We start from the raw sequence: 23,670 nt of genomic DNA on the forward strand, positions 1-23,670 counted from the left end.
CAAGCATGTACAAGGTGATATTGGTACCGGTAGACATCGACCACAAGGCCTCCTGGGCCAAGTCGCTGCCTACGGCGATTCAGCTGTGCCAGACCTATGGCGCCTCATTGCATCTCGTGAGCATCATTCCCAGTGTCAGGATGCCGATGGTCGATGGATTCTTCCCCGAGGATTTCACCGCAACGGCGAAGAAGAAAATGAAGGAAGCGCTGCAGGCCTTTGCCGCCAAGCAAGTACCAGCCGAGCTGAAAGCCAAGCTGATCGTGGTCGATGGCAAAGCCTATGAAGGCATTCTGCGGGTGGCGAAGAAGATCAATGCCGACCTGATCGTCATGTCCACGCATAAGCGCAAGCGCATCGAGGACTATCTGATCGGCACCAATGCCATGCGGGTGCTGCAACAGTCGAAGGTATCGGTGTTGGTGGTGCGCTGAGGCCGCTGCCAACATGACGTGAAACCCAGGCGTCGGGTGGCAGAGGGGCCTCCTCTGCTCTGTAGGAGCCCCGCCCCGAGGCGATGCTGGCCGCGAGGCCAGCCAAGCTACCGTCAGGTACGCCGCTTCGGTGGTGCCAGCCCGTCGGAACTGGTTACCACTTCGCCCTTGGGCACCGCCGGTTTGCGCCGGGCTGCCGGCTTCGGCGTTTTCGGCCGCTTGATCTTCTTCTTGTCATCTTTTTTCTTCTTGGCGCCCACTGGCTTGCCGGACGCCTTGAGCTTTTTCGGCCCCTTGAAACTGCCAGCCAGCTCCTTGATCACCCGCCGCTCGAACTGTCGACGCAGGTAGCGCTCGATGCTCGACATCAGGCTCCACTCATGGGGAGCCACCAGGGATACGGCAACCCCTTCCCCACCGGCCCGACCGGTGCGGCCCACCCGATGGAGATAGTCATCACCACTGCGCGGCATGTCGAAGTTGATCACCAGGTCCAGCTCGCTGATGTCCAGGCCACGGGCGGCTACATCCGTAGCGACCAGCACACCGCTGCCACCCTGCTTGAAGCGCTCAATGGCCAGCTTGCGGTCCTTCTGATCCTTTTCGCCATGCAGCACATACACCCGCAGCCCTTCCACCGCCCGCAGCACGCCATTCAAGCGATCAGCCATCACCCGCGTATTGGTGAAGACAATCGCCTTGCCCTGACATTCATTGAGCAGTAGCCATTTGACCAATGCCTCGCGGTGCGCATTGTCATCCACCGCGATCACTTGCTGACGAATGGCTGGGGTATCGTCGCGCACGCTGTCCAACTCCAGCCAGCGCGGCTCGCGCAGTACCTGCTCGATAATACGCTTCAGGCCCGCGTTGCCGGTGGTAGCGGAGAACAGCATGGTCTGGCGTTGCTCGGGGCAGGCCTGGGCGATAGTCAGCACATCTTCGGCAAAGCCCATATCCAGCATGCGATCAGCTTCATCGATGATCAGCGTCTGAATGGTGGACAGATCCAATCCGCCGGCACCCAGTTGCTCCAGGCAGCGACCCGGCGTGGCAATGACGATGTCCGGATTCTTGCGCAGCTTGGCAGCCTGGACCTTGAAATCCTCACCACCGATGACCAACTCGGATTTGAGAAAGGTAAAGCGCGCCAGGTCCTGGATGTCCTTGTGAATCTGCTGCGCCAGCTCGCGGGTCGGCGACAGGATCAGCGCCCGTGGCGCCAGCGGCTTGCTGTCATCGTCCAGCAGACGCTGCAGAGTCGGCAGCACGTAGGCCGCCGTCTTGCCACTGCCGGTCTGAGCGATGATATACAGATCCTCACCAGCAATCGCATGGGGAATCGCCGCCGCCTGAACCGGCGTGGGCTTTTCGAAGGACAGGGCCGAGAGTGCCTTGAGCAGGCGTTCATGCAGGGAGAGTTCTGTGAACACAAGTTTACCTTTCTGGAAACGGGGGTACTGATAATCCGACATGCCGCTAGTGTATCACTGCTTGCAGAAAACACCGGTAGCTTCGCCATACCAGACGCCTGACGCCGGTCGCCCGCGCCGGTCGCCTCCATCGTCCAAGATGCGGCGTTCCTGATACACTAGCGCCCCTATTTATCGCCTCAGCGCCAGGATAATCTCTTCAATGCAGCAACCGTCGCCCTCTCTCTCACGCCCCGGCCCATCCCGCCGCTTTTCCGTGGCGCCCATGATGGATTGGTCTGACCGCCATTACCGCTATTTCGCGCGCCTGATCAGCCAGCATGCACTGCTGTACACCGAGATGGTCACCACCGGCGCGGTATTGCATGGGGATCGTGCGCGGTTTCTGGGTTACAGCCCGGAGGAACAGCCGTTGGCGCTGCAGTTGGGCGGCAGCAATGCCCAGGAATTGGCGCAGTGCGCCCGACTGGCCGAGGACGCCGGTTATGCCGAGGTGAACCTCAATGTCGGCTGCCCCAGCGACCGGGTGCAGAACAATCTGATCGGCGCCTGCCTGATGGGCCACCCGCAGTTGGTGGCCGATGCTGTGAAGGCAATACGGGATGCCTGCAGCATCCCGGTCACCGTCAAGCACCGCATCGGCATCAATGGCCGGGACAGCTATGAGCAGCTGGTGGATTTTGTGGGCCAGGTCCATGAGGCCGGCTGCGATACCTTCATCGTGCACGCCCGTATCGCCATCCTGGAGGGGCTGTCGCCCAAGGAGAACCGGGATATCCCGCCGTTACGCTATGAGGTGGTGCATCAGCTGAAAGCGGATTTTCCGCAGATGGAAATTATCCTCAACGGTGGCCTGACCGACCTGGATGTGATGCAGGAGCATCTTCATGGGCTCGATGGCGTGATGGTCGGCCGTGAGGCATACCACAATCCCTATCTGCTGGCAGAGGTGGACCAGCGTTTCTATGCTGACGAGGCGCCAGTACGCAGTCGCATCGAGGTGCTGGAAGCGCTGCGTCCCTACATCGCTGCACACCTGGCCCAGGGCGGCATAATGCATCACGTCACCCGCCATATTCTCGGCCTGTTTCAGGGGCTGCCGGGCGCGCGGCATTTCCGCCGGCAATTGAGTACCGAAATTCATCGCACCGACCAGCCCCTGGCGCTCTATGACCAGCTGGTCACGCAGATGGCTGAACGCACACAACCGCAGGATTGCCCCCTGTAACAGGCTTGAGGTAAGGTCGAAGTCTACTTTCTTCGCAATCACCTTGGGCCATCATGACAAGCAAACTGGACAATCTCCGTCAGCACACGTTGATTGTCGCCGACACCGGTGACATCGACGCGATCCGCACTCTGCAACCGGTGGATGCCACCACCAATCCTTCACTGTTGCTCAAAGCCGCCCAACAACCGGACTACAGCCACCTGCTGGACCGAGCCTTGCTGCAGGCAGCTGGCAGTTATGACCTTATTACCGATGCCTGCGATCACTTCGCGGTGGCCGTCGGCAGCCAGATCATCAAGCTGATTCCAGGAAGAGTCTCGACCGAGGTGGATGCACGGCTTTCCTTCGACCGCGCCGCCACTCTCGACAAGGCCCGCAAACTGATCGAACTATATGAGCAGGCCGGCGTTACCCGTGATCGGGTGCTGATCAAGATCGCCGCCACCTGGGAGGGCATCCAGGCCGCTGCCGAGCTGGAACGCGAAGGCATCCAGTGCAACCTGACACTGCTGTTCTCTTTCGCCCAGGCCCAGGCTTGTGCTGATGCGGGTGTGTTTCTGATCTCGCCCTTCGTCGGGCGCATCTACGATTGGTACAAGCAGCGCGACGGCGTTGATTATCAGGGTGTGGATGATCCCGGTGTGCAATCAGTGGCACGCATCTTCCGCTATTACAAGGAGCACCTGTACGCCACCGTGGTCATGGGTGCGAGCTTCCGTAATATCGGCCAGATCGAAGCGCTGTGCGGCTGCGATCGTCTGACTATCAGCCCTGCCCTGTTGCAGCAGTTGGCCAAGGAGGCCGGCAACCTGTCGCCCTCCGCGTTCCTGACCGGCGCTTCGGATGACCCAAGGGAGGAATTGAACGAGCCGGCTTTCCGCTGGGCACACAATGAAGACGCCATGGCCACGGAGAAACTCGCCGAAGGCATTCGCGCCTTCGCCGCGGATCAACTCAAACTGGAAAAGTTGCTGGCTGAACGGGCCGCGTCAGTGGCCTGATTCGAGCGTGCTGACCAGGTCGGTGAAAGCCGACCGGTTATGCTCGTTGAGGTTCATCAGGATACGATGGGCCTCCAGCACTCGGCTTTTCACCTGCTCCTCCGAAAGAACCTGACCGGGCAGATCCTGCAGTTCGGTATCGGTAGGCGTGGATTCGGTCACGATATTGAATATCTGGTCAAACCCCATACTCTGCAGCAGCCGGTTCATGTCCTCATGGGTGGATACCAGGGTCGGCAACAGGCCGACCCTATCCCGTGACAGGATCGACAGCTTGGCCAGCAAACCCAGGGAAGTGCTGTCAATGTTATCTGTTTCGGTCAGATCAATGACGATGCAGCTGAAGTTCAGGCTGCTGAAAATCTTCTCGATGTAGGCATCCAGCGCAGCGCAGAGTGTCAGGCGCACATCGCCAATGAATTTGAGGATAAAAGTACTCTCGGATTCAGCGAACTGAATCCTGCCTGTGGTCATCATTCCGAGGTCCTGCTCAACAACAATACTGAGATATCGTCCGGCATCACCTTGGTCTGGTCGAGGCCGAGCAAATGCATGAAACGCTGCATGTCTCCTCCTGCCTGGCCGATCAGCCCAGGTAGCCGGTCTTCCTTTTCCTTCAGAGTAGTCCCTTCGACACAATCAAGCACGCCATCCGAACACAGCGTCAGGGAGAACCGGGACGGCAGTGGAATCTGGTGGTTTTCAAATTCGGCTTCGGGAAACAACCCCACCGGTCGCCCCTTGCCCAGCAGATACTCTGCCTTGCCATCGACACACAGCACCGGCAGCGGCAAATGCCCACCAATACTGTAGGTAAGCGTCTGCTGCGCCTCGTCGATGACACCGCCGAGCATGGTGACATGCTTACCCAGGTTACAACTGATCAGGCTGCGGTTGATATGCCCAAGCACATCCGATGGCTGGAACCGGATCGGCCCCTGCTCCTGCAGCTTGCGCTGCTCATAGAGCAGCCGCGTGGTCATGAACTTGAGCAGCACGGTGACGAACGCCGACGAGGCGCCATGCCCGGAGACATCCGCCAGATAAAACGCCAGTTGGGTTTCCGACACACGAAAGTAGTCGACGAAATCGCCGGACAGATACAGTGAGGGGATGATGCGGTGTTCAAATAGATACTGACCGCTTCCCCAGGGCGAAGCCGGCAACATGTTGAGCTGTACCTGTCGCCCCGCGGTCTGATCATCGCGCAGTTCGCGCAGATGATTTTCCAGTTCGCGGTTGGCCAGCTCAAGACGCTCACGGATACGCTGGTTTTCGGTGCGCAGCCGCGCCCGATCAAGCGAGCGGCGTACCGCGTGCTCAAGCAATTCAAGGTCCGCCTGGGGCTTGATCAGATAATCGCTGGCGCCCAGCCGCAAGGCCTCGACCACATCGCTCATGACGCCGTCATCGGAGATGACCACCACCGGCGTATCCGGCCTGGCGTCGGCAATCTGGGCAAGCAGCTCGAAACCGCTCATGTCCGACATGTACAGATCGCAGAGTACCAGTTCAGGACGCTGGCCCGCGACGAGTGTCAGTCCTTCGTGGGCGCGACTGGCCTGCAGTACCTCGAAGCCACACTGTTCAAGATGAATCGAGATGCTTTGACGAACCTGATCGTCATCATCAATAACCAGCAAAGTGGTGCCAGGAAGCTGCATAGATTCCCTACGTCATTGCCGAGAAGCCAGGCTGAGCGTCTCGGCCACAGGGTGTATTCGAAGTCAGACTCGAGTCTGAAGCCCAGGGATGTCTCCCGAAGGGGCAGACATTACTCCCATCCGCTCCGGCAGGCAACCATCGACAGGACGGTGCAGGATCAGAAGTCGTCTTCCACCTGCCCATCCATGACCTTGAACTCGCGATTCTGTAACCAGACATTGCGCACGAAGCTATATTTGTCGCCGCGAATGAGCCGTTCCTGGGACAGCAACCCGGCGCGGGTATCGACCACATCCACCCCCAGCGCGGTGTTGCGGCTGGGTACGTGGTCCATCTGGCCGCGGTAGCTATAACCGGCATAACCTTCAACGGCAAGGGCGCTACCATCGCGCACGGTGCTCGGGCCAAAGAAGGGCAACATGACATACGGCCCGCTATCGACGCCCCAGGCGCCCAGGGTCTGGCCGAAATCTTCGTCGTTGCGCTGCAGGCCCATGCGGGTAGCCACATCGAACATGCCCACCAAGCCGACGGTGGTGTTCATCAGAAACCGCGACAGGTCCACACTGGCATCATGGAATTTGCCCTGGAGCAGGTTATTGACCAGGTTCTTCGGCTCACCCAGATTGTTGAAGACGTTGGTGATGCCATTATTCAGTGCCATCGGCATGACTCGATCGTAGCCCTGGGCAACAGGCCTGAGGGCGTAGGTATCGAGGGTATCGTTGAAACGGAAAACCACACGGTTGACCGGCTCCCAGGGGTCGGGATTGCGATACTCGGCCGCATAGTCATCATCGTCACCCTCATTCGCCAAGGCCGGGATAACCAGCGACAGGGCGAGTGCTCCGGCCAGCAGACTGTGTGCAGTGGAGTTCATCAGGTTCATTGTTGCTAAAGTCTCCATTCAGGATGGCAAGTGACCGAGACAGCAATACCACGCTGCAAGCCGCCATTGTAATCCAAACAGGCTGCTCGACCAGTGACTTTGTGATGAATTCGGTCGATCGTGACATCGGGAATGCCAGCCGGCAGGCAGACGTCTCCCATGCGCAGCGCTATAGTGTGGTCAGGATCTTACCGAGGAGAGCCCCCATGGCAGATGAACAACTGCAAGCCCAGCTTGAGTCCCTGCAGCAGACACTGAACGATCCGGACGTCACTCTGAGCGAGGAAGAACGCAGCGCCGTGCAGGCCCTGGCGGACAATATCGAAGCGCGATTGCTGGTCAGCGAAGCCGGCGAAGAGGGCGTGGCCGACCCCAGCCTGGTCGACAGCGTCAATCTACTGATCGAGGAGTTCTCCGAGCGCCACCCCACCCTGGCCGCAACCCTGCAGAATGTCGTGCAGAGTCTGTCGAACATGGGGATTTGACCCCAAGCCTGCCCTGCACCATGCCGGGCAGGCTGTCCACCCTACTGGCGCGCCAGCCGCATGTTGTCCGGCATACCGGCGCGGGTCGAACGCCAGGGGTTGATATCCAACCCACCACGGCGTAGATACCGCGCATAGACTGTCAGCTCGCAGTCATCACCAAGCACCCGCTGCACATCGAGAAAAATCCGCTCGACGCATTGCTCGTGAAAGTCGCCATGCTGACGAAATGAAATCAGATAGCGCAGCAGGCCGGCCTTATCGAGCGCTGGCCCGGCATAGTTGATCATCACACTGCCCCAGTCCGGCTGCCCGGTGACCGGGCAGTTGGATTTGAGCAGGTGACTGTACAGGGTCTCCCGCGCCCAACCACCACCGGAAACGCACTGCAACAGCTCCGGCATGTACTCATAGGTGTCGATCGTCACATCCAGATCATCCAGGCACTCACCCGGCAAGCGCCCGATGCCTTCCTGCTGCAGCTGACCCACGTTCAGTACCCGCACCATCACCGGCGCCTGCGCGGTCACGCTCAGGTCAGATTCAAGCGTTCGCAGCACATCAGCGCGATCACTGAATACCGTCTGGTTGAAGGAGTTCAGATACAGCTTGAAGGATTTGGATTCGACAATGCGCGCATTCGCCGTCACCGGGAAGGTGAACTCCACCGCCGCCACCTCGGGCTTGCCCGACGGCGTCAACCAGGAGACCTCGTAACTGTTCCATACATCCACCCCATGGAACGGCAACTGCTGCGGGTCCACCCCGAGGTCCTGCCAGATGGGTTGGCGCGAGATCGGATACAGCAGCGACGGGGTATAGATGCCGTTGTAGCCGCTGGACTTACCGAGGGGCGATTGCTCTGCCGGATGCATCTGCGAGTCTCCTTTAGTTAGGGTCAGGTCAATAATCGATGACTACTGTCGCAGCCCGGTGCCCCGCACCAGCAGGCGATAGCTGAACAGGTACAGCCCCAGCGCGAATACGACCATCAAAATCAGTGCGATCCCGATATTGATATCCGACACACCGAGAATACCAAAGCGGAACGCATTGACCATATGCAGGATCGGATTGATCAGCGACACGCTCTGCCAGAACTCCGGCAGCAGGCTGATCGAGTAGAACACGCCGCCCAGATAGGTCAGTGGCGTCAGCACGAACGTCGGCACAATGGAGATATCGTCGAAATTCCGGGCATACACCGCGTTGATAAAGCCACCAAGCGAAAATACCAGCGAGGTGAGAAATACCACGCCAATGGTCAAACCGATATGCTGCACCTGTAGTCGGGTGAAGAACAGGGACATCAGCGTGACGATCAACCCCACCGCCAGCCCCCGCGCCACGCCACCCAGGGAGTAGCCCAGCAGAATCACATGGGGCGACACCGGTGCCACCATCAATTCTTCGATGGAGCGCTGGAACTTGGTGCTGAAGAAGCTCGACACCACGTTGGAATAGCTGTTGGTGATCACCGACATCATGATCAGCCCCGGCACGATGTAATCGATATAGGCGAAACCATCCATTTCACCGATCCGGCCGCCGATCAGGTTGCCGAAGATGACGAAGTAAAGGGCCATGGTGATACCCGGCGGCAATAGCGTCTGCGGCCAGATACGGGAAAAGCGCCGCACTTCCTTATTGAGAATAGTGATGAAGGCGATCCAGCTGCTGCGCCGATGACCCATATTCAAGCCGCTCCTTTGTCGTTATTGCCTTCCACCACGCCGAGAAACAGTTCCTCGAGGCGGTTGCTCTTGTTGCGCAGGCTCAGCACCTCGATACCTTGCGCGGCCAGTTCGACGAACAGGCTATTCATCCCCTGTTCCTTGTCCACCTGTACCTCCAGCGTGTGGTCATCCGCCAGGACGCAGGGGAAACCCGGTAGCGCCGGTGCCTGCTCCATCGCGTCGCGGCAATCGAGCAGAAAGGTCTCGACATGCAGCTGCTTGAGCAGCTTGCGCATGCTGGTGTTATGGATGATCTGCCCGCCGTCGATGATCGCGATGTTGCGACACAGCTGTTCAGCCTCTTCCAGATAGTGCGTGGTCAGGACGATGGTCACACCCTGGGCGTTGATCTCCTCGAGAAACTGCCACATCGAGCGGCGGATTTCGATATCCACACCGGCGGTCGGCTCGTCGAGAATCAGCAGCCGAGGTTCGTGGATCAACGCCCGGGCGATCATCAGCCGGCGCTTCATGCCGCCCGACAGCATGCGCGTGGGCACATCGCGCTTGTCCCACAGGCTCAGGCGGCGGAGAAAATGCTCGGCCCGCTCCCGCGCCTCACCCGCAGGGATCCCGTAATAGCCGGCCTGGTTGACCAGGATATCCTGCACCTTCTCGAACTGGCTGAAGTTGAACTCCTGTGGCACCACGCCGATGCAACGCTTGGCGGCTATCAGGTCGGTATCCAGATCATGGCCAAAGATGCTCACCTTACCGGCACTCTTGTTGACCAGGGAAGAGAGGATACCGATGGTGGTGGACTTGCCTGCACCGTTGGGACCGAGCAAGGCGAAGAAGTCGCCCTGCCCCACATCCAGATCTAGCCCTTTGAGCGCACGCATGCCGTTGGGGTAGGTTTTCTCGAGCCCGCGGATTGTGATTGCTGCCGTCGTCATGCATGCCCCTCAATCAATTCATGGATCAGCCCGACGATATGGGGGCGAAATCCGCGGATTCAAGCCTCACGGTGATACTGATAACACTGTTCGGTCTGGGTTTCTGCCCGCAACTGACCGGCCTGGCCAGTGATCTCATGAACACAGCCTACGGCATGGACAGCCTGCGTTATGCGCTGATCGCCGCATCGCTGATGAATATCTGGGCCTGCTTCCACTACTATCTTGCTGGCCGTACCATCAAAAATACGATACGGCCAATATCGAGCCCTGATACTCTGCCCTACCGGGGCAACAGACCTGCGCTGTTGCCCTTTTTCCTTTCCTGCCCCTCCTCCCAGGTGATATCCCGTTACAGCCCCAGCCACATAGTGACGGCAGACCGACTATGCTGAAAGCTGGATTTCCACCCTGAAGGAGTGCTTCATGTTGACCCTGCTCTGGCTGCTGGGCCTGATACTTCTCGTTACCGTGCTCGCCTGGGTACGCAGCGGCCTGCTGAACGGCTGCCTGGTCGTCGGCGTCTACCTGCTGGCAATGACCCTGCTGGGTCCGGTCCACTGGCTGCTGGATGTCATCCTGTGGGCGCTGTTCCTCGGCGTTGCAATTCCGCTGAACTTGACCGACTGGCGCCGCCGCAGCATTACCACCCCACTGTTCCATTGGTTTCGCAAGGTGCTGCCACCGATTTCCGATACCGAACAGGAAGCGCTGGATGCCGGCACCGTCTGGTGGGACGGCGAGATTTTCAGTGGTCGCCCCGACTGGAACCGACTGCACAGCTACCCCATGCCCACCCTGACCGCAGAGGAACAGGCTTTTCTCGATGGACCGGTGGAAGAGCTCTGCAGCATGACCAATGAATGGCAGGTCACCACCGAACTGCAGGACCTGCCGGCGCCGGTCTGGGACTTCATCAAGGGCAACGGCTTCTTCGGCCTGATCATCCCCAGAGAATACGGCGGCAAGGGCTTCTCAGCCTACGCTCATTCACAGGTCGCCATGAAGCTGGCCAGCCGCAGTGGCGATCTGGGATCCACAGTGATGGTCCCCAACTCCCTGGGCCCTGCCGAGCTGCTGATGCAGTACGGCACCGACGACCAGAAGCAGTATTACCTGCCGCGCCTGGCGGCCGGGCAGGAAGTACCCTGCTTCGCCCTGACCTCTCCCGAAGCCGGCTCGGATGCCGGCGGCATGCCGGACCGGGGCATCGTCTGCCGGGGGCAATGGCAAGGGGAAGAGGTATTGGGCCTGAGCGTGACCTGGGAGAAGCGCTACATCACCCTCGGCCCGGTAGCCACGCTGCTCGGCTTGGCATTCAAGGTCTATGATCCCGACGGCCTGCTGGGTGATCAGGAAGACCTAGGCATCACCCTGGCACTTATTCCCACGGATACCGAGGGCGTCGAGATCGGGCGGCGCCACTTCCCGCTCAATGCGGCCTTCATGAACGGGCCGAACTCCGGCAAGGATGTGTTCATTCCGATGGATTACCTGATCGGCGGCCAGCCGATGATCGGCCATGGCTGGAAGATGCTGATGAATTGCCTGGCCGTGGGGCGTTCGATTTCCCTGCCGGCCGGCAGCACCGGCGCGGCGAAGATGACCAGCATGACCACCGGGGCCTATGCCCGTATCCGGCGGCAGTTCAACCTGCCCATCGGTGAGTTCGAAGGCGTACAGGAAGCGCTCGCGCGCATTGGTGGCAATACCTATGTGATGGACGCAGCCCGCACCATGACCGCTGGCGCGGTGGACCTGGGCGAGAAACCTGCCGTGCTGTCCGGCGTGGTCAAGTATCACCTCACCGAGCGTATGCGCCAATGCATCAACGACGCCATGGATGTGCATGGTGGCAAGGGCATCTGCATGGGGCCGAAGAATTACCTCGGCCGCGGTTATCAGTCGGTGCCGATTTCCATCACCGTGGAAGGGGCCAATATCCTCACCCGTAGCATGATGATCTTCGGTCAGGGTGCGATTCGTTGCCACCCGTACGTGTTGCAGGAAATGCAGGCCACCCAGGACCCGGACCAGGACCGCGCCATCGCGCGCTTCGACAGACTGCTGTTCGAACACATCGGTCACGCCCTGGGCAACGCCGCCGGCAGCCTGCTGCTGGGCCTGACCTGCGGTGCTTTGGTGAAAACTCCGGGCAACGACGACACCCGTGCTTATTATCGGCAGCTGTCACGCCTCAGCGCGGCCTTCGCTACCTTGACCGATACCAGCATGCTGATGCTGGGTGGCGAGCTGAAACGGCGCGAGCGGCTGTCAGCCCGGCTGGGCGACGTGCTCAGCTTCATCTACCTGGCCAGCGCCACGCTCAAGCACTATCACGACCAGGGCGAACCGGAAGAAGATCTGCCGCTGTTGCGCTGGGGAGTGGAGGACCTGCTGGCGAAGATCGAACAGGCCATGCACGAGATCCTGCTGAACTTCCCGGACCGCTGCATGGGTATCGCTCTACGGGTGTTGATCTTCCCGCTGGGCCGGCGTCTCAAGCCACCGTCCGACCGCACCGGCGGTGAGGTCGCGCGTCGGTTGATGACCCCCGGCGCCTCACGCGACCGCCTGCTGGCTGGCTGCTACCGCAGCAGCGATCCGGACGATGCCACCGGTCTGCTCAATGACACGCTGGACAAGGTCATCCTCGCCGACCCGATCGAGCACCGCCTGAGCAAGGCGATCCGCTCCGGTGAACTGGAACATGAAAGTGCAGCCGATGATCTTGCGGTCGCGGCCGAAAGCGGCGTCCTTAGCCCCGATGAAGCGCAGAAGCTGCGTGATGCCCGGCTGGCCCGCCGGGCGGTCATTGAGGTGGATGATTTTTCACAGGAGGAAATGCGACCCGGTTGAGCCAGGGTGTTCACGGCGGGCCGGGGTCTATCCCGGCCCAGCGGTGTTGCCGGCTAGCCATGGTGCTCAGGCTTCGGAGGTGTCCTCCCCCTCACGCTGCTGCTCTGCCCACAGCCGCGCATAGGCTCCGCCCGCCGCCAGTAACTGCTGATGCGTGCCCTGCTCCACCACCTGCCCCTGGTCCAGCACCAGGATCTGCTCCGCATGGGTGATGGTTGACAGCCGATGAGCAATGGCCAGGGTGGTACGCCGCCGCGATACCAGGTTCAGCGCGTCCAGAATCCGCCGCTCCGAATGCGTATCCAGTGACGAGGTCGCCTCGTCGAGGATCAGCAATTGTGGGTCCTTGAGCAGCACCCGGGCGATGGCGATACGCTGTTTCTCGCCGCCGGACAGCTTCAGCCCCCGCTCCCCCACTTGCGTCTGCAGGCCTTCGGGCAGACGCTGGACAAAGTCTTCCAGCTGCGCCATGCGCAACACCGCCCAGACTTCCTCATCGCTGGCACCCGGCTTACCGTAGGCAATGTTGTAACCGATGCTGTCATTGAACAGCACGGTATCCTGCGGCACCACGCCGATGGCCTGGCGCAGGCTGCGCTGGGTCACCGTGCGGATATCCTGACCATCAATGGTGATGCCGCCACTGCTGACGTCATAGAAGCGAAACAGCAACCGCGCCAGTGTGGACTTACCGGCGCCGCTGGGGCCGACCACAGCCAACGTCTGGCCGGCCGGAATCGTAAAGCTGACGTCCTTGAGGATCGGCCGCTCCGCCGTGTAAGAATGATTGACGTGCTCGAAGCGCACCGTGCCGCCCTCAACCCGCAGCGCCGCCGCCTCATCCACATCAGCCACCTTGACCGGCGCCTCCAGCAATCCGAACAAACGCTCGATATTGATCAGCGCTTCACGTATTTCCCGGTAGATGAAACCGAGGAAATTCAGCGGAACGAACAGCTGGATCATGTAGGCGTTGATCATGACCAACTCACCCAGCGTCATGCTACCAGCGGACACCTGGTTCGCCGCCAGCACCATCATCAGCGTCACCGAGCCGGCAATGATCAGTGCCTGCCCCGAATTCAGCGCTGACAACGACAGCCGAGTCTTCATCCGCGCTGATTCCCAGCCAGCCAGGTGCTCGTCGTACTGCCTGGCCTCAAACGGCTCGTTACCGAAATACTTCACCGTTTCATAGTTCAGCAGGCTGTCCACTGCTCGGGTATTGGAGCGGTTGTCGAGCTGATTGCTTTCACGCACGAAGCGGTTGCGCCATTCGGTAAAGGCAATGGTGAACAGGCTATAAACCACCACCGCACCGAGTACCGTCAACGCATACACCGGACTGAAGTTGGCCAGCAGAATGACAGTGATCAGGCCAATTTCCAGCAAGGTCGGCAGGATATTGAACACCATGAAGCGCAACAGAAAGCTGATGCCACTGGTACCGCGCTCGATATCCCGCGCCAGTCCACCGGTCCGGCGCGACAAATGAAAGCCAAGATCCAACCGGTGCAGGTGCTCGAATACCTTGAGCGATACCCGCCGCATTGCCCGCTCGGCTACCCGGGCGAACACCGCATCACGCAATTCGGAGAAGAACACTGTGGAGAAACGCAGCAGGCCATATGCCGTCAGCAACGCCACCGGCACCAGGATCAGCGCATCGGTGACTGCCTCGTAATGCTCGACAATCAGCTTTAGCATCCAGGGCACCGCCACCCCGGCCAGCTTGGCCAGCAACAGACAGGTCATGGCCAGGGCCACCCGGCCACGGAACTCACTCAGATAGGGAAGGAGACTGCGGATGATCCGCCAGTTGACCGGACCACCGGCATAGGAATTGTCGCTACTGGGTCGCAATGCAAGGGCCTCGGGTGATTGTGCCGAGACGGCAGTCTATCATCCCGAGGCCTGTTTATTTGCTCTAGCCTTCGGCCTCCAGCTTCACCGGTGCCGGCGCTTCCTCATGCTCCTCGGGAATCGGCTCAACGCTGCGATCCCAGCCCACCAGCAGCAGTGTGGTCAACACACCGAACAGCAGGCCTACCCAGGGCTCGAAGAAGGCCAGCCCCGCACCAATCAACAGCACCGCGCCCCGCGACGCGTTGTTCTTGGGAATGGCCATGGCGATATAGGCGCAGGCAAAACCGGTCAGCACCAGCGTCAACGACAGCGCGATGCCCAGCAGCGGCTGCAGGCCGGTTACCAGTGGCAACAGGAAGAACAGAATCGGGATGCCCATGCCGTAATAGGAGATCAGCCCGCTGTGCAGACTATCCATGGTCTGCCGACCCTGCTTCCAGCGCTGGATGATGATCACGTGAACGCCGGTCCACATCGGCCCCTGAGTGGGGAAAAACGGTGCGCTGATACCCATCACTGCGTTACGGATGGCCAGGGCGAAATGCGAACGGGTCGGATTGATGTCGATGTGTTCATCGTTGCGCTCTTTCAGGCCCTCGCGGATCACTTCGTTGCCGGTCACCAGGTCACCGAACAGGATGACATAGGTGATGATGGCCAGCGGCATGGCCTGGATCATCATGCTCATGTCCGGGAAACCAATGGCAAACGGCGACATCTTGTTCCACATATCGCCGACCGGTGGGATTAAAAAACCCCACTGCACGTCATAGGCGACCTCTCCCACCAGCGGCCCGACAATCCCGGCGATGACAAAGCCCGGCAGCAGCCCCAGCGCCGCGATCATGGCAACCCAGCGGTATTTCTCCTTGAGCCGTTGCATCGGCAGGGAAAAGGCAAAGATCAGGCACACCGCGCAGGCCAAGGTGGTGGCGATAGGTTGCTGCAGGAGAAAACGCTCGGCGTCATCGATAAATACCCGCTTGAGCGCAGCCAGGGCGGCCCCCAGGATGATCCCGGCCTTGAGAGTATCCGGCAGCCAGATGACGAACTTCTTGCCCAGGCCGGTCAGGCCCAGCACGAACAGCAACAGCGCAAAATCCAGCGACAGCGCCGTCATCGCCTGCAGTCGCAGCGTCGGATCGTCCCCCGCGCCGATGGCAAAGGCCAGCGCCAGCGGTAGCGCAGGGGTAAGCCAGCCCGGCGCATAGGGCTCACCAAACACGATCAACGCTGAGCTGATCAGAATCGAATGGATCATCGAGGCGGCAACGGCCTCCTCGAAGGTAAGACCGAAGAACATGGTCATCAGCGGAATAAGGGATAACCCCGTCGCCGCAGCAATGAAGATGCCCTGAAACAGTTCCGGCCAGTACAACCGGGTGTGGTAGAACGGCAAGCGGAAGGTAAAGGGTCCCCAGCGCCAGCCGGGCAGTTCAGGTTGCGACATGATCCATCTCCATCGTTTATTGTTATCGGTGCGCGATCTCGCCTTACCTGGCCTTCGCTGCTTGTTCGTATTATTGATGGGGAGCTGATGAAAGCTCTAGTCGCATCATCTCTTCATCAGTTCGCTGAATATCACCCGTTAAGGTGAAGTCGCGATGGCATTATGCATAGCACCGGCGACTTCAGTCGGCGAGCACTTCGCCGAAGAAGCTGCGCATTTGCATGAAGGCGCGCTCAGCGACCCGCGGATGGTATTGGGCCTGGCCCTTCACGTTGGCCGATGGGTCGGTGAACGAATGCACTGCCCCGCCGTAACTGAGCAACTGCCAGTCCGCCACGCCAGCGTTGCGCATTTCCTGTTCGAAGGCTGCCACCTGCTCCGGCGGCACGTAGGGATCATCCGCCCCATGCAGCACCAACAGCGGCATCCGGATAGCCTTGGCAGCATCCGGGTCCGGCGTATCCAGATTACCGTGGAAGGACACCACGCCGCCGATCTCGGTACCCGAGCGGGCCAGCTCCAATACCGCCGTGCCGCCGAAACAGAAGCCGATGGCGCCCAGCCGCTGGGTATCCAGCGCGACCGTATCGCTTTGCGCCTTGAAGACTTCCAGAGCGGCATTGACCCGCTTGCGCATCACGGCACGATCAGAACGTACCTCCCCCGCCGCCGCGCTCGCCTGCTTCGCATCGGTCGGGCGAATATCCCGGCCATACAGGTCAGCGATGAACACCACATAATCGGTACCCGCAGCACGGTAGGCCTTCTTCGCCGCGTTGTCGGTGACGCCCATCCAGTTCGGCACCATCAACAGACCCGGACGCGGCTCCGTCACCGCCTCGTCATACACCAGCAAGCCCTGATAGGCCTCGCCATCGATTTCGTAATCCACTGTGTGCGTAATCATATCCGCCTGCGCCAACCCGACCGTCGCGGTCATCAAGAGAGTGGTGAGTGTCTTCTTCATGCAGATGTCCCTTGCAGGAGTGTTGAACAGCAAGAATAGACGATGGGGAAAGAAAAAACGCCCGGCGCGGAAATCCGGGCCGGGCGTTTTTATCGCGCAGAGGTTTACTTGCTCAGTTCCACCAACAGCGCGTTCAGGCGGCGTACGTAGCTGCCCGGATCCTGCAGGGCTTCGCCGGCGGCCAGGGCCGCCTGGTCGAAGAGGATATGGGTGAGGTCGGCAAAGCGGTCCTCGTCCTGTTCCTGATCGAGCTTGTCCAGCAGCGGGTGCGCCGGGTTGATCTCCAGGATCGGCTTGCTTTCCGGCGCCTTCTGGCCGGTGGCTTCGAGGATCTTGCGCATCTGCAGGCCCATGCCATCTTCAGTGACCACCAGCACCGCCGGTGAGTCGGTCAGACGGTGGGAGACCTTGACCTCGTCCACGCTGTCCTTGAGCACATCCTTGACCCGCTGCACCAGGTCCGCCTTGGCCTTGGCCACTTCGTCCTGCGCCTGCTTGTCTTCCTCGCCTTCCAGCTTGCCCAGGTCCAGATCGCCACGGGCGACGTCGACGAACTGCTTGCCCTGGTATTCGCTCAGATGGCTCATCAGCCACTCGTCGATCCGGTCGGTCAGCAGCAACACCTCGATGCCTTTCTTGCGGAAGATCTCCAGATGCGGGCTGTTCTTGACCTGGCTGTAGCGCTCACCGGTGAGGTAGTAGATCTTGTCCTGACCTTCCTGCATGCGCTCGATATAGGCATCCAGGCTGACCACTTCGCTGTCGTCGTTCTGCGCGGTGGAAGCAAAGCGCAACAGGCCAGCAATCTTCTCGCGGTTGGCGAAGTCTTCCGCCGGGCCTTCCTTCATCACGCTGCCGAAGGCCTTCCAGAAGGTGGCGTATTGCTCGGCATCGTTCTTCGCCAGTTTCTCCAACATGTCGAGCACACGCTTGGTCAGTGCCGACTTCATGCTGTCGATGGCCGGATCCTTCTGCAGGATCTCGCGGGAAACGTTCAGTGACAGATCGTTGGAATCGACCACACCCTTGATGAAACGCAGGTACAGCGGCAGGAACTGCTCGGCGTCATCCATGATGAATACGCGCTGCACATACAATTTCAAGCCCCGCGGCGCCTCGCGCTGGTACAGATCGAACGGTGCACGACCCGGTACGTACAACAGGCTGGTGTACTCCAGCTTGCCTTCGACCTTGTTGTGGCTCCAGCTCAGCGGGTTCTCGAAGTCGTGGGCAACATGCTTGTAGAACTCCTGGTATTCCTCTTCCTTGACCTCGGTGCGCGGACGGGTCCACAGGGCGCTGGCGCGGTTGACGCTTTCCCACTCCGGCTCAGCCGGCTGGTCCTGCTCTTCACCCATCTGCTGCTTCGGCAGCTCGATGGGCAGGGAGATATGGTCGGAATACTTCTTGATGATGTTGCGCAGGCGCCAGCCATCGGCGAACTCGCTCTCGTCTGCCTTGAGATGCAGAACGATACGGGTGCCGCGCTCGGGCTTGTCGATATTCTCGATGGTGAAATCGCCTTCGCCCGCCGATTCCCAGCGCACCCCTTCAGCGGCGCTGGCGCCGGCCCGGCGGGTAAATACTTCCACCTTATCGGCGACGATGAAGGCACTGTAGAAGCCCACGCCGAACTGGCCAATCAGACTGGCGTCCTTCTTCTGGTCACCGGTCAACTGCTGCATGAAGGCAGCGGTGCCGGATTTGGCGATGGTGCCCAGATGGCTGATGACTTCATCGCGGGACATGCCGATGCCGTTGTCCTCGATGATCAGCGTCTTCGCCTGTTCGTCAGCGCTGATGCGGATACGCAGGTTCGGATCGTCTTCCAGCAGCTCAGGCTTGGCGATCGCCTCGAAGCGCAGTTTGTCCGATGCGTCCGACGCGTTGGAAATCAGCTCACGGAGAAAGATCTCCTTGTTCGAGTACATCGAATGGATCATCAGGTGCAGCAGTTGCTTCACCTCGGTCTGGAATCCGAGCGTTTCCTTTTGGGCTTCCACGGTCATGTTTGCAGTATCTCCATGTTTCACAAGGATTGTTGGCCCACGCGTGGGCGGGCGGATGGATCCTTGATGGGGATGCTGCGGTCGTATTTCAAGGCGTGGCGCGCGACTCGATCATACGAATGTCCAGCGGATGAAAATGCAGCTCGACCCGATCCGCGCCCCGGGCCTGGGCGAGAATCAGCCGCTGTTCCGCGCTGAGCTCACGGAAGGTACCCAGATGCACCCGGCCCGACCAGGTCGTCAGACGCACCGCCGAGCCGCTGAATAGCGCGGGCTCGTCAATCAGTGCCAGCAGGCTCAGCTCTTGCCATTCCTTCTCCTCCCCTGGCTGTCGACCCTCCTCCCGAGCGACAGCTGCAGCGGCATGGGCGGCTGCCTGTTCTTGCGCAAGCTGCTCGGCCTGCTCGCGTTCGAGCAACCATGGCGGTACCGACGCCAACTCAATGCGACCGGTCAGCCAGGTGCTGTAGATGGTCGGCAGATGCAGGTGGATACGCCCCTCGACCCGCCCTTGCACCGGCTCGCCGAAATCCAGGCTCAGGCTGTAGTCATCCACTACCTTGCGCAGCCCCGGCGCCGCCAGCGCGCCTGAGTACCACTGCAGTACCAGCTCGGGCCACTCGCCCTCGTCACCGGGCAGACGCTGGACCACAGGCTCCTGCAACAAGCTGCGAGCGCCAGCGAAACGAATGGTCAGCACCCGGCGCAGCCGCTCTGGCGGACCTTCCTCGAAAACCAGATCCTCACCACGCCAGACTATCCGCTCGGGAACAAAGGGTTGCCCCATGATGGTGCCCTGCAGATCGCTGGTGGCCGGCGCGGCGGCGGACCAGTGGCCACTCAACAGCAGATCCAGCCGCTCGGGCTGCTGGCGCTGCAGTTCAAGGGTACCGACCACCAGACTGACGATACCCAGCAACAACAGCAAACGCGGCCAGGTCGGATAGCCGCGGCCACGCAGAAACAGAGTGAGGGGAGCAAGAAACAAGGCCACCAGCATGCGGCCGACGGACAGACGGATGGCTGCAATCACCAACCAGAACCAGCCCAGCACCAACAACAGCCCACCGGCCAATATCATCAAGGCTTCCATGTCTCGACTATCTCCTTTTGGCGCCAGAATGTCTGGTTCAATCCAGCTTGAAATGCGCTCGCGCAGTGGCTACCGGTTCTTCCGAGCGGGTTTGCCAGGCGGTAATGGCCACATTACCCACTCGGCGGCCCTGACGCCATACCTGGCAGGTGGCATAGGTATCACGCGACAGCCCGGCCCGCAGATAATCCACGGAAAAGTCGATGATCTTCGGAAAGGTCTGGCTATGCATGGAAGTCATCAGGTGCAGCATCGCCGCCTGCTCCATGAATCCAGCCAGCACGCCACCGTGCAGCGCCGGCAGCATCGGGTTACCGATGTTGTCAGCCTTGATCGGCAGATGAAAGATCATTTCCTCACCGAGGCGCATCACTCGTATCCCGAGCATGCGGGCGTAAGGAATTTCCGCGATCAGCGGCATGTAGTCACCGGACTCATGGGCATCCCGCACCAGCTGTTCGATATGCTCGTTCATGCTGTTCCTCCCGACGCAGCCGGCACCTGCTGGCTATCAATCGTTCCCTTGCCCATGCGCATGAAGGTACCAACAACATGGGCCAGCGGCTCTTCACGACTCTGCTGATAAGCCACCCCGCGGGTAAAGATCACTGTCGGGGTCACCCGGTAGCATTCGGCAAAACCGAAAATCGGCGCTCCGGGTTCAGCCGGATGCATGTAATCGATGCGCAGGTCCAACGTCGGACAGATCTCGAACTCATCCAGATAACAGACCGTCGATATACCGCAACAGGTATCCATCAATGTCGTGATGGCCCCGCCATGGACCACTCCGGTCACCGGATTACCAATGATGAGGTCGCTGTAGGGCAGCTTGATCACCAGCCCGTTCTCGTCAGCCTGTTCTACCGTCATGCCGAGCAGTTGACAGTGGCGCAGCACGGAAAGGAAGCTCTGCGCGCGTTGTTCGATGGTCATAGGTTATCCATACCGGACAGGGTAAAAGTGGATGGATTTTAACAGATCGCGGCATGTTGGCGCCAAAGCAGCGGCGATATCCGACTTCATTTAAGCGCAGCGGGAACTCTTGCCGTTCCGGTTGGACTAAGTTCTCGTGAATCATCACTTGGAGAATCAGATGAAAAAGCTTTGCGCAACTGCCGTCCTGATAGCTAGTTTCGGTTTGCTGGCAGCCTGCCAGGATGAGCCGGAAGACAAGATGGAGTCGGCCCAGGAGTCGATGTCCGATGCGATGGAAAACATGGGTGACGCTGCCGAGGATGCGGGCGAGGCCATCGAGCAGAAGGCCGACCAGACCTTCAACAACGAACCTACCACCGGGGAAAGGATCGAAGAAAATCTTGATGAAGCCGGTGAGCGGATCGGTGAAGCCTATGACGACTCGGCTGCTTACCTGGAAGAGAAAGGTGAGGACATCAAGGCCGCTGTGACCGAATAAAGCTGGCTCATTTGCTGTAATCCCACGACATTACCGGCCGCTTCTGCGGCCGGTAATGTTTCTACCACTCACTGCTCCGGTTTCGCGGTCTCTTCGGCCGACGATTCGGGAAAGTGGGTCGGCGTCGCCATCAGCACTTCCAGTACAGCAGAGCGAAACTCCCGGCGGTACAACACGTACACCACGCCGGTGGTCATCATCATGAACACCCAGGGATTGATGAACCAGCTGAGTGTCGCCAGGGCGAAATAATAGGAACGCAGCCCCAGGTTGAACGAGTGCGCTGCTTTGGACAACACCTTGGCCGCCCGACTGGTGAAGGCCTTACGCTCGATCTCACTGACATGCTTCTCCCCTACCAGCGGCGCCGCACCGAACAGCACCGAGGCAAAGTTGTATTGGCGCATGGCCCAGGAGAAAGTAAAGAAGGCGTAGACAAAAATGCCGAGCATGATCAGCAATTTCATCTCCGAGACCTCGCGGCTGACCGGCGCCACGAAGGGCAGATCGTGCAGCAGATTCTGCGCCTGGTCGCTGGCCCCCATCACCGTGATCAGACCCGCCAGGATCAGCAACGTACTGGAGGCGAAGAACGAGGTATTGCGCTCCAGGTTGCTGATCAGGCTGGCATCGGCGATGCGCTGCTCACGCAGCAGCAGCCGGCTCATCCAATCCTTGCGATACAGATGCAACACACTCGCCAGGCAAGGCGTATCGCGTCCCCGATGCCAGGCATAACGCGTGTAGCCCACCCAGCAGAACATGAACCAGCACAGTGCCGCGAGATTCAGCCACAGCGATCCCGCATCGGGTAGCCCGGTCATTCCCTCTCCTTCAAACATGCCATCAAGCCTGTTGCCCCCTGGGGTGGCGCAGGCGATCAACCACCAATGCCACGATCAGCATGATGATAGCCGGCACCAGCCAGCCCAGCCCCTGTGAGGTGAATGGCAGTGAACTGAGCCAGGCCACGTCCCGCTCGATGAACCCGGCGGCCTTCAGGCCATCGATGATGCCAAAGACCAGGGCCACCAGCATCACCGGGCGCATGATGTTTTGCGGGCGCTGCCAGCCGGGTATGAACAGACCAAGACATACCAGCACGATCGCCAGCGGATACAGCCCCACCAGCACCGGAATGGAGACCCGGATCAGGCTGTCCAGCCCCTGGTTGGCTACCGCCATGCAGAAGATGGTGAAGACCCAGACCACCTGCGCATAACTGACCGGGAACTCGCGGCTGAAGAAGGCGCCACAGGCAGATATCAGCCCCACCGCGGTGGTCAGGCAGGCCAGCGTGATAACCACTGCCAGCAACAGGCTGCCGAGGTTGCCGAAACGATGCTGTACGAACGCCGCCAGAATCTCACCGCCATTGGCGCCGGGCTCTACCAGCGCACTGCTGGTACCGCCGAGCTGGAACAGGGCAAGGTAGACGAGGGCCAGACCAATCGCCGCGATGATCGCCGCGATAACGGTGTACCGGGTGATGATATGGGTTTCCTGCACCTGGCGGTCCCGAATCGCCCGGGTGATCACCACACCGAACACCAGGGCGCCCAGCGCGTCCATGGTCAGATAGCCTTGCAGCACACCTTCGACCAGTGGGCTGTCGCGATAGGTCGGTATGGGCGCGCCCACCTCGCCCAGAGGGAACAGCACCGCAGACAGCCCAAGAACCACCAACGCCAGCAGCAACACCGGAGTGATCAACTTGCCGATGTTGTCCACCAGCCGGCCGGGCTTGAGCGCCAACGCCAGCACCACGGCAAAGTACAGCAGCGAGTAGATCAACAAGGTCTGCCAACTGTCACCTACCAGACCGACGACGCCGACTTCATAAGATACAACCGCCGTGCGCGGCGTAGCGAACAGCGGCCCAATGGACAGGTAAACCAGGACGGCCAGGCACAGTCCCGGGAGGCGCCCCAGCGGCGCAGTCAGTTCCTGGATACCACCGCCCACCCGGGCCAGGGCCACCAGCGTCAACAATGGCAAGCCTACCGCGGTCAGCAGAAACCCAGCGGCCGTGGGCCACATGTTCACGCCAGCGGACAGGCCGGCACTGGGTGGAAAGATGATGTTGCCAGCCCCGAGAAACAGGGCAAAAGTCATAAAGCCAAGGGCTATGAGGTTAGCCGGAGATAGTGTTTTCATCGAAATTCTTCTGTGCAGTCTGCCCGGTACAGGCAAAAATCACCGGCATTATAAACAGCCAGAAGGGCAAAGGCCCATGTTG

Annotated in this window: 23 protein-coding genes; 7 read left to right on the forward strand and 16 right to left on the reverse strand. The window is 60.1% G+C overall.

Annotated elements, in window-relative coordinates; all coding sequences use genetic code 11:
- Nucleotides 1-5: 5 nt before the first annotated feature.
- A complete protein-coding gene (locus BM267_RS11115; RefSeq protein WP_074780062.1) occupies nt 6-434 on the forward strand; it encodes a universal stress protein in 429 nt (142 codons plus the stop codon).
- Between the two features lie 113 nt (nt 435-547).
- Here BM267_RS11115 and BM267_RS11120 read toward each other — a convergent pair whose 3' ends face one another.
- Entirely contained in the window at nt 548-1,867 is a 1,320-nt protein-coding gene (locus tag BM267_RS11120; RefSeq protein WP_074780143.1) for a DEAD/DEAH box helicase, read from the reverse strand.
- Between the two features lie 202 nt (nt 1,868-2,069).
- Between BM267_RS11120 and dusA the strand changes: the two genes are divergently transcribed.
- Nucleotides 2,070-3,095, forward strand: a complete 1,026-nt coding sequence (gene dusA, locus BM267_RS11125) for a tRNA dihydrouridine(20/20a) synthase DusA (protein ID WP_074780065.1) — start codon at nt 2,070-2,072, stop codon at nt 3,093-3,095.
- A gap of 53 nt (nt 3,096-3,148) precedes the next feature.
- Nucleotides 3,149-4,099 (forward strand): transaldolase, encoded by a 951-nt coding sequence (gene tal / locus BM267_RS11130; RefSeq protein ID WP_074780068.1) that lies wholly within the window; start codon nt 3,149-3,151, stop codon nt 4,097-4,099.
- On the opposite strand, the gene rssC is transcribed toward tal, so the two are convergent.
- The 3 genes from rssC to BM267_RS11145 form a co-directional block, all read right to left on the reverse strand.
- Nucleotides 4,088-4,573 carry an anti-sigma factor antagonist RssC gene (gene rssC / locus BM267_RS11135; protein WP_036992638.1) on the reverse strand — a complete coding sequence of 162 codons (486 nt, stop codon included), beginning with the start codon at nt 4,571-4,573 and terminating at the stop codon, nt 4,088-4,090. The genes tal and rssC overlap by 12 nt on opposite strands.
- The gene (locus BM267_RS11140; RefSeq protein ID WP_036992499.1) at nt 4,573-5,763 is read right to left on the reverse strand and encodes a SpoIIE family protein phosphatase; all 1,191 of its coding nucleotides are present in this window, start codon (nt 5,761-5,763) and stop codon (nt 4,573-4,575) included. Before BM267_RS11140 ends, rssC begins: the two co-directional genes overlap by 1 nt.
- Nucleotides 5,764-5,921: 158 nt before the next feature.
- A complete protein-coding gene (locus tag BM267_RS11145) occupies nt 5,922-6,644 on the reverse strand; it encodes an MlaA family lipoprotein (protein ID WP_143063067.1) in 723 nt (240 codons plus the stop codon).
- A gap of 215 nt (nt 6,645-6,859) precedes the next feature.
- Between BM267_RS11145 and BM267_RS11150 the strand changes: the two genes are divergently transcribed.
- Nucleotides 6,860-7,138: a DUF4404 family protein gene (locus tag BM267_RS11150; protein ID WP_074780074.1), complete on the forward strand. Its 279-nt coding sequence runs from the start codon at nt 6,860-6,862 to the stop codon at nt 7,136-7,138.
- Nucleotides 7,139-7,179: 41 nt separating this feature from the next.
- On the opposite strand, the gene queF is transcribed toward BM267_RS11150, so the two are convergent.
- Genes queF through BM267_RS11165 form a run of 3 tightly spaced genes read right to left on the reverse strand, consistent with a single transcriptional unit; the run spans nt 7,180 to nt 9,770 of the window.
- Nucleotides 7,180-8,013, reverse strand: a complete 834-nt coding sequence (queF, locus tag BM267_RS11155) for an NADPH-dependent 7-cyano-7-deazaguanine reductase QueF (protein ID WP_074780077.1) — start codon at nt 8,011-8,013, stop codon at nt 7,180-7,182.
- A gap of 42 nt (nt 8,014-8,055) precedes the next feature.
- Nucleotides 8,056-8,832 (reverse strand): ABC transporter permease, encoded by a 777-nt coding sequence (locus BM267_RS11160; protein ID WP_036992504.1) that lies wholly within the window; start codon nt 8,830-8,832, stop codon nt 8,056-8,058.
- Between the two features lie 2 nt (nt 8,833-8,834).
- Nucleotides 8,835-9,770 carry an ABC transporter ATP-binding protein gene (locus BM267_RS11165; protein WP_036992505.1) on the reverse strand — a complete coding sequence of 312 codons (936 nt, stop codon included), beginning with the start codon at nt 9,768-9,770 and terminating at the stop codon, nt 8,835-8,837.
- A gap of 71 nt (nt 9,771-9,841) precedes the next feature.
- On the opposite strand from BM267_RS11165, the gene BM267_RS11170 reads away from it, so the two are divergent.
- Both BM267_RS11170 and BM267_RS11175 read left to right on the forward strand, forming a co-directional pair.
- A complete protein-coding gene (locus BM267_RS11170) occupies nt 9,842-10,165 on the forward strand; it encodes a hypothetical protein (protein ID WP_136869814.1) in 324 nt (107 codons plus the stop codon).
- A gap of 34 nt (nt 10,166-10,199) precedes the next feature.
- Nucleotides 10,200-12,629 (forward strand): acyl-CoA dehydrogenase, encoded by a 2,430-nt coding sequence (locus BM267_RS11175; protein WP_074780145.1) that lies wholly within the window; start codon nt 10,200-10,202, stop codon nt 12,627-12,629.
- A gap of 66 nt (nt 12,630-12,695) precedes the next feature.
- Here the strand turns inward: BM267_RS11175 and BM267_RS11180 are convergent, their stop codons facing one another.
- From BM267_RS11180 to BM267_RS11210, 7 genes are all read right to left on the reverse strand, one after another.
- Nucleotides 12,696-14,492 (reverse strand): ABCB family ABC transporter ATP-binding protein/permease, encoded by a 1,797-nt coding sequence (locus BM267_RS11180; protein ID WP_074780084.1) that lies wholly within the window; start codon nt 14,490-14,492, stop codon nt 12,696-12,698.
- Between the two features lie 64 nt (nt 14,493-14,556).
- Complete coding sequence (locus tag BM267_RS11185) at nt 14,557-15,945, reverse strand: hypothetical protein (protein ID WP_051611324.1); 1,389 nt, start codon at nt 15,943-15,945, stop codon at nt 14,557-14,559.
- Nucleotides 15,946-16,126: 181 nt separating this feature from the next.
- Complete coding sequence (locus BM267_RS11190) at nt 16,127-16,912, reverse strand: dienelactone hydrolase family protein (RefSeq protein ID WP_074780087.1); 786 nt, start codon at nt 16,910-16,912, stop codon at nt 16,127-16,129.
- Between the two features lie 104 nt (nt 16,913-17,016).
- Nucleotides 17,017-18,921 carry a molecular chaperone HtpG gene (htpG, locus tag BM267_RS11195; RefSeq protein ID WP_074780090.1) on the reverse strand — a complete coding sequence of 635 codons (1,905 nt, stop codon included), beginning with the start codon at nt 18,919-18,921 and terminating at the stop codon, nt 17,017-17,019.
- Between the two features lie 88 nt (nt 18,922-19,009).
- Nucleotides 19,010-20,014, reverse strand: a complete 1,005-nt coding sequence (locus BM267_RS11200; protein ID WP_074780093.1) for a hypothetical protein — start codon at nt 20,012-20,014, stop codon at nt 19,010-19,012.
- 37 nt (nt 20,015-20,051) lie between these two features.
- Nucleotides 20,052-20,489: a PaaI family thioesterase gene (locus BM267_RS11205; RefSeq protein WP_036992513.1), complete on the reverse strand. Its 438-nt coding sequence runs from the start codon at nt 20,487-20,489 to the stop codon at nt 20,052-20,054.
- A complete protein-coding gene (locus BM267_RS11210) occupies nt 20,486-20,950 on the reverse strand; it encodes a PaaI family thioesterase (RefSeq protein WP_074780096.1) in 465 nt (154 codons plus the stop codon). Before BM267_RS11210 ends, BM267_RS11205 begins: the two co-directional genes overlap by 4 nt.
- Nucleotides 20,951-21,110: 160 nt before the next feature.
- On the opposite strand from BM267_RS11210, the gene BM267_RS11215 reads away from it, so the two are divergent.
- Complete coding sequence (locus BM267_RS11215) at nt 21,111-21,431, forward strand: hypothetical protein (protein WP_036992515.1); 321 nt, start codon at nt 21,111-21,113, stop codon at nt 21,429-21,431.
- A gap of 68 nt (nt 21,432-21,499) precedes the next feature.
- Here BM267_RS11215 and BM267_RS11220 read toward each other — a convergent pair whose 3' ends face one another.
- Nucleotides 21,500-22,255 carry a DUF599 domain-containing protein gene (locus BM267_RS11220; protein ID WP_051611327.1) on the reverse strand — a complete coding sequence of 252 codons (756 nt, stop codon included), beginning with the start codon at nt 22,253-22,255 and terminating at the stop codon, nt 21,500-21,502.
- 22 nt (nt 22,256-22,277) lie between these two features.
- Nucleotides 22,278-23,588 (reverse strand): branched-chain amino acid transport system II carrier protein, encoded by a 1,311-nt coding sequence (gene brnQ, locus BM267_RS11225; protein ID WP_036992516.1) that lies wholly within the window; start codon nt 23,586-23,588, stop codon nt 22,278-22,280.
- Nucleotides 23,589-23,670: the final 82 nt, after the last annotated feature.

The organism is Halopseudomonas bauzanensis, assembly GCF_900114735.1.
Taxonomy (GTDB): domain Bacteria; phylum Pseudomonadota; class Gammaproteobacteria; order Pseudomonadales; family Pseudomonadaceae; genus Halopseudomonas; species Halopseudomonas bauzanensis.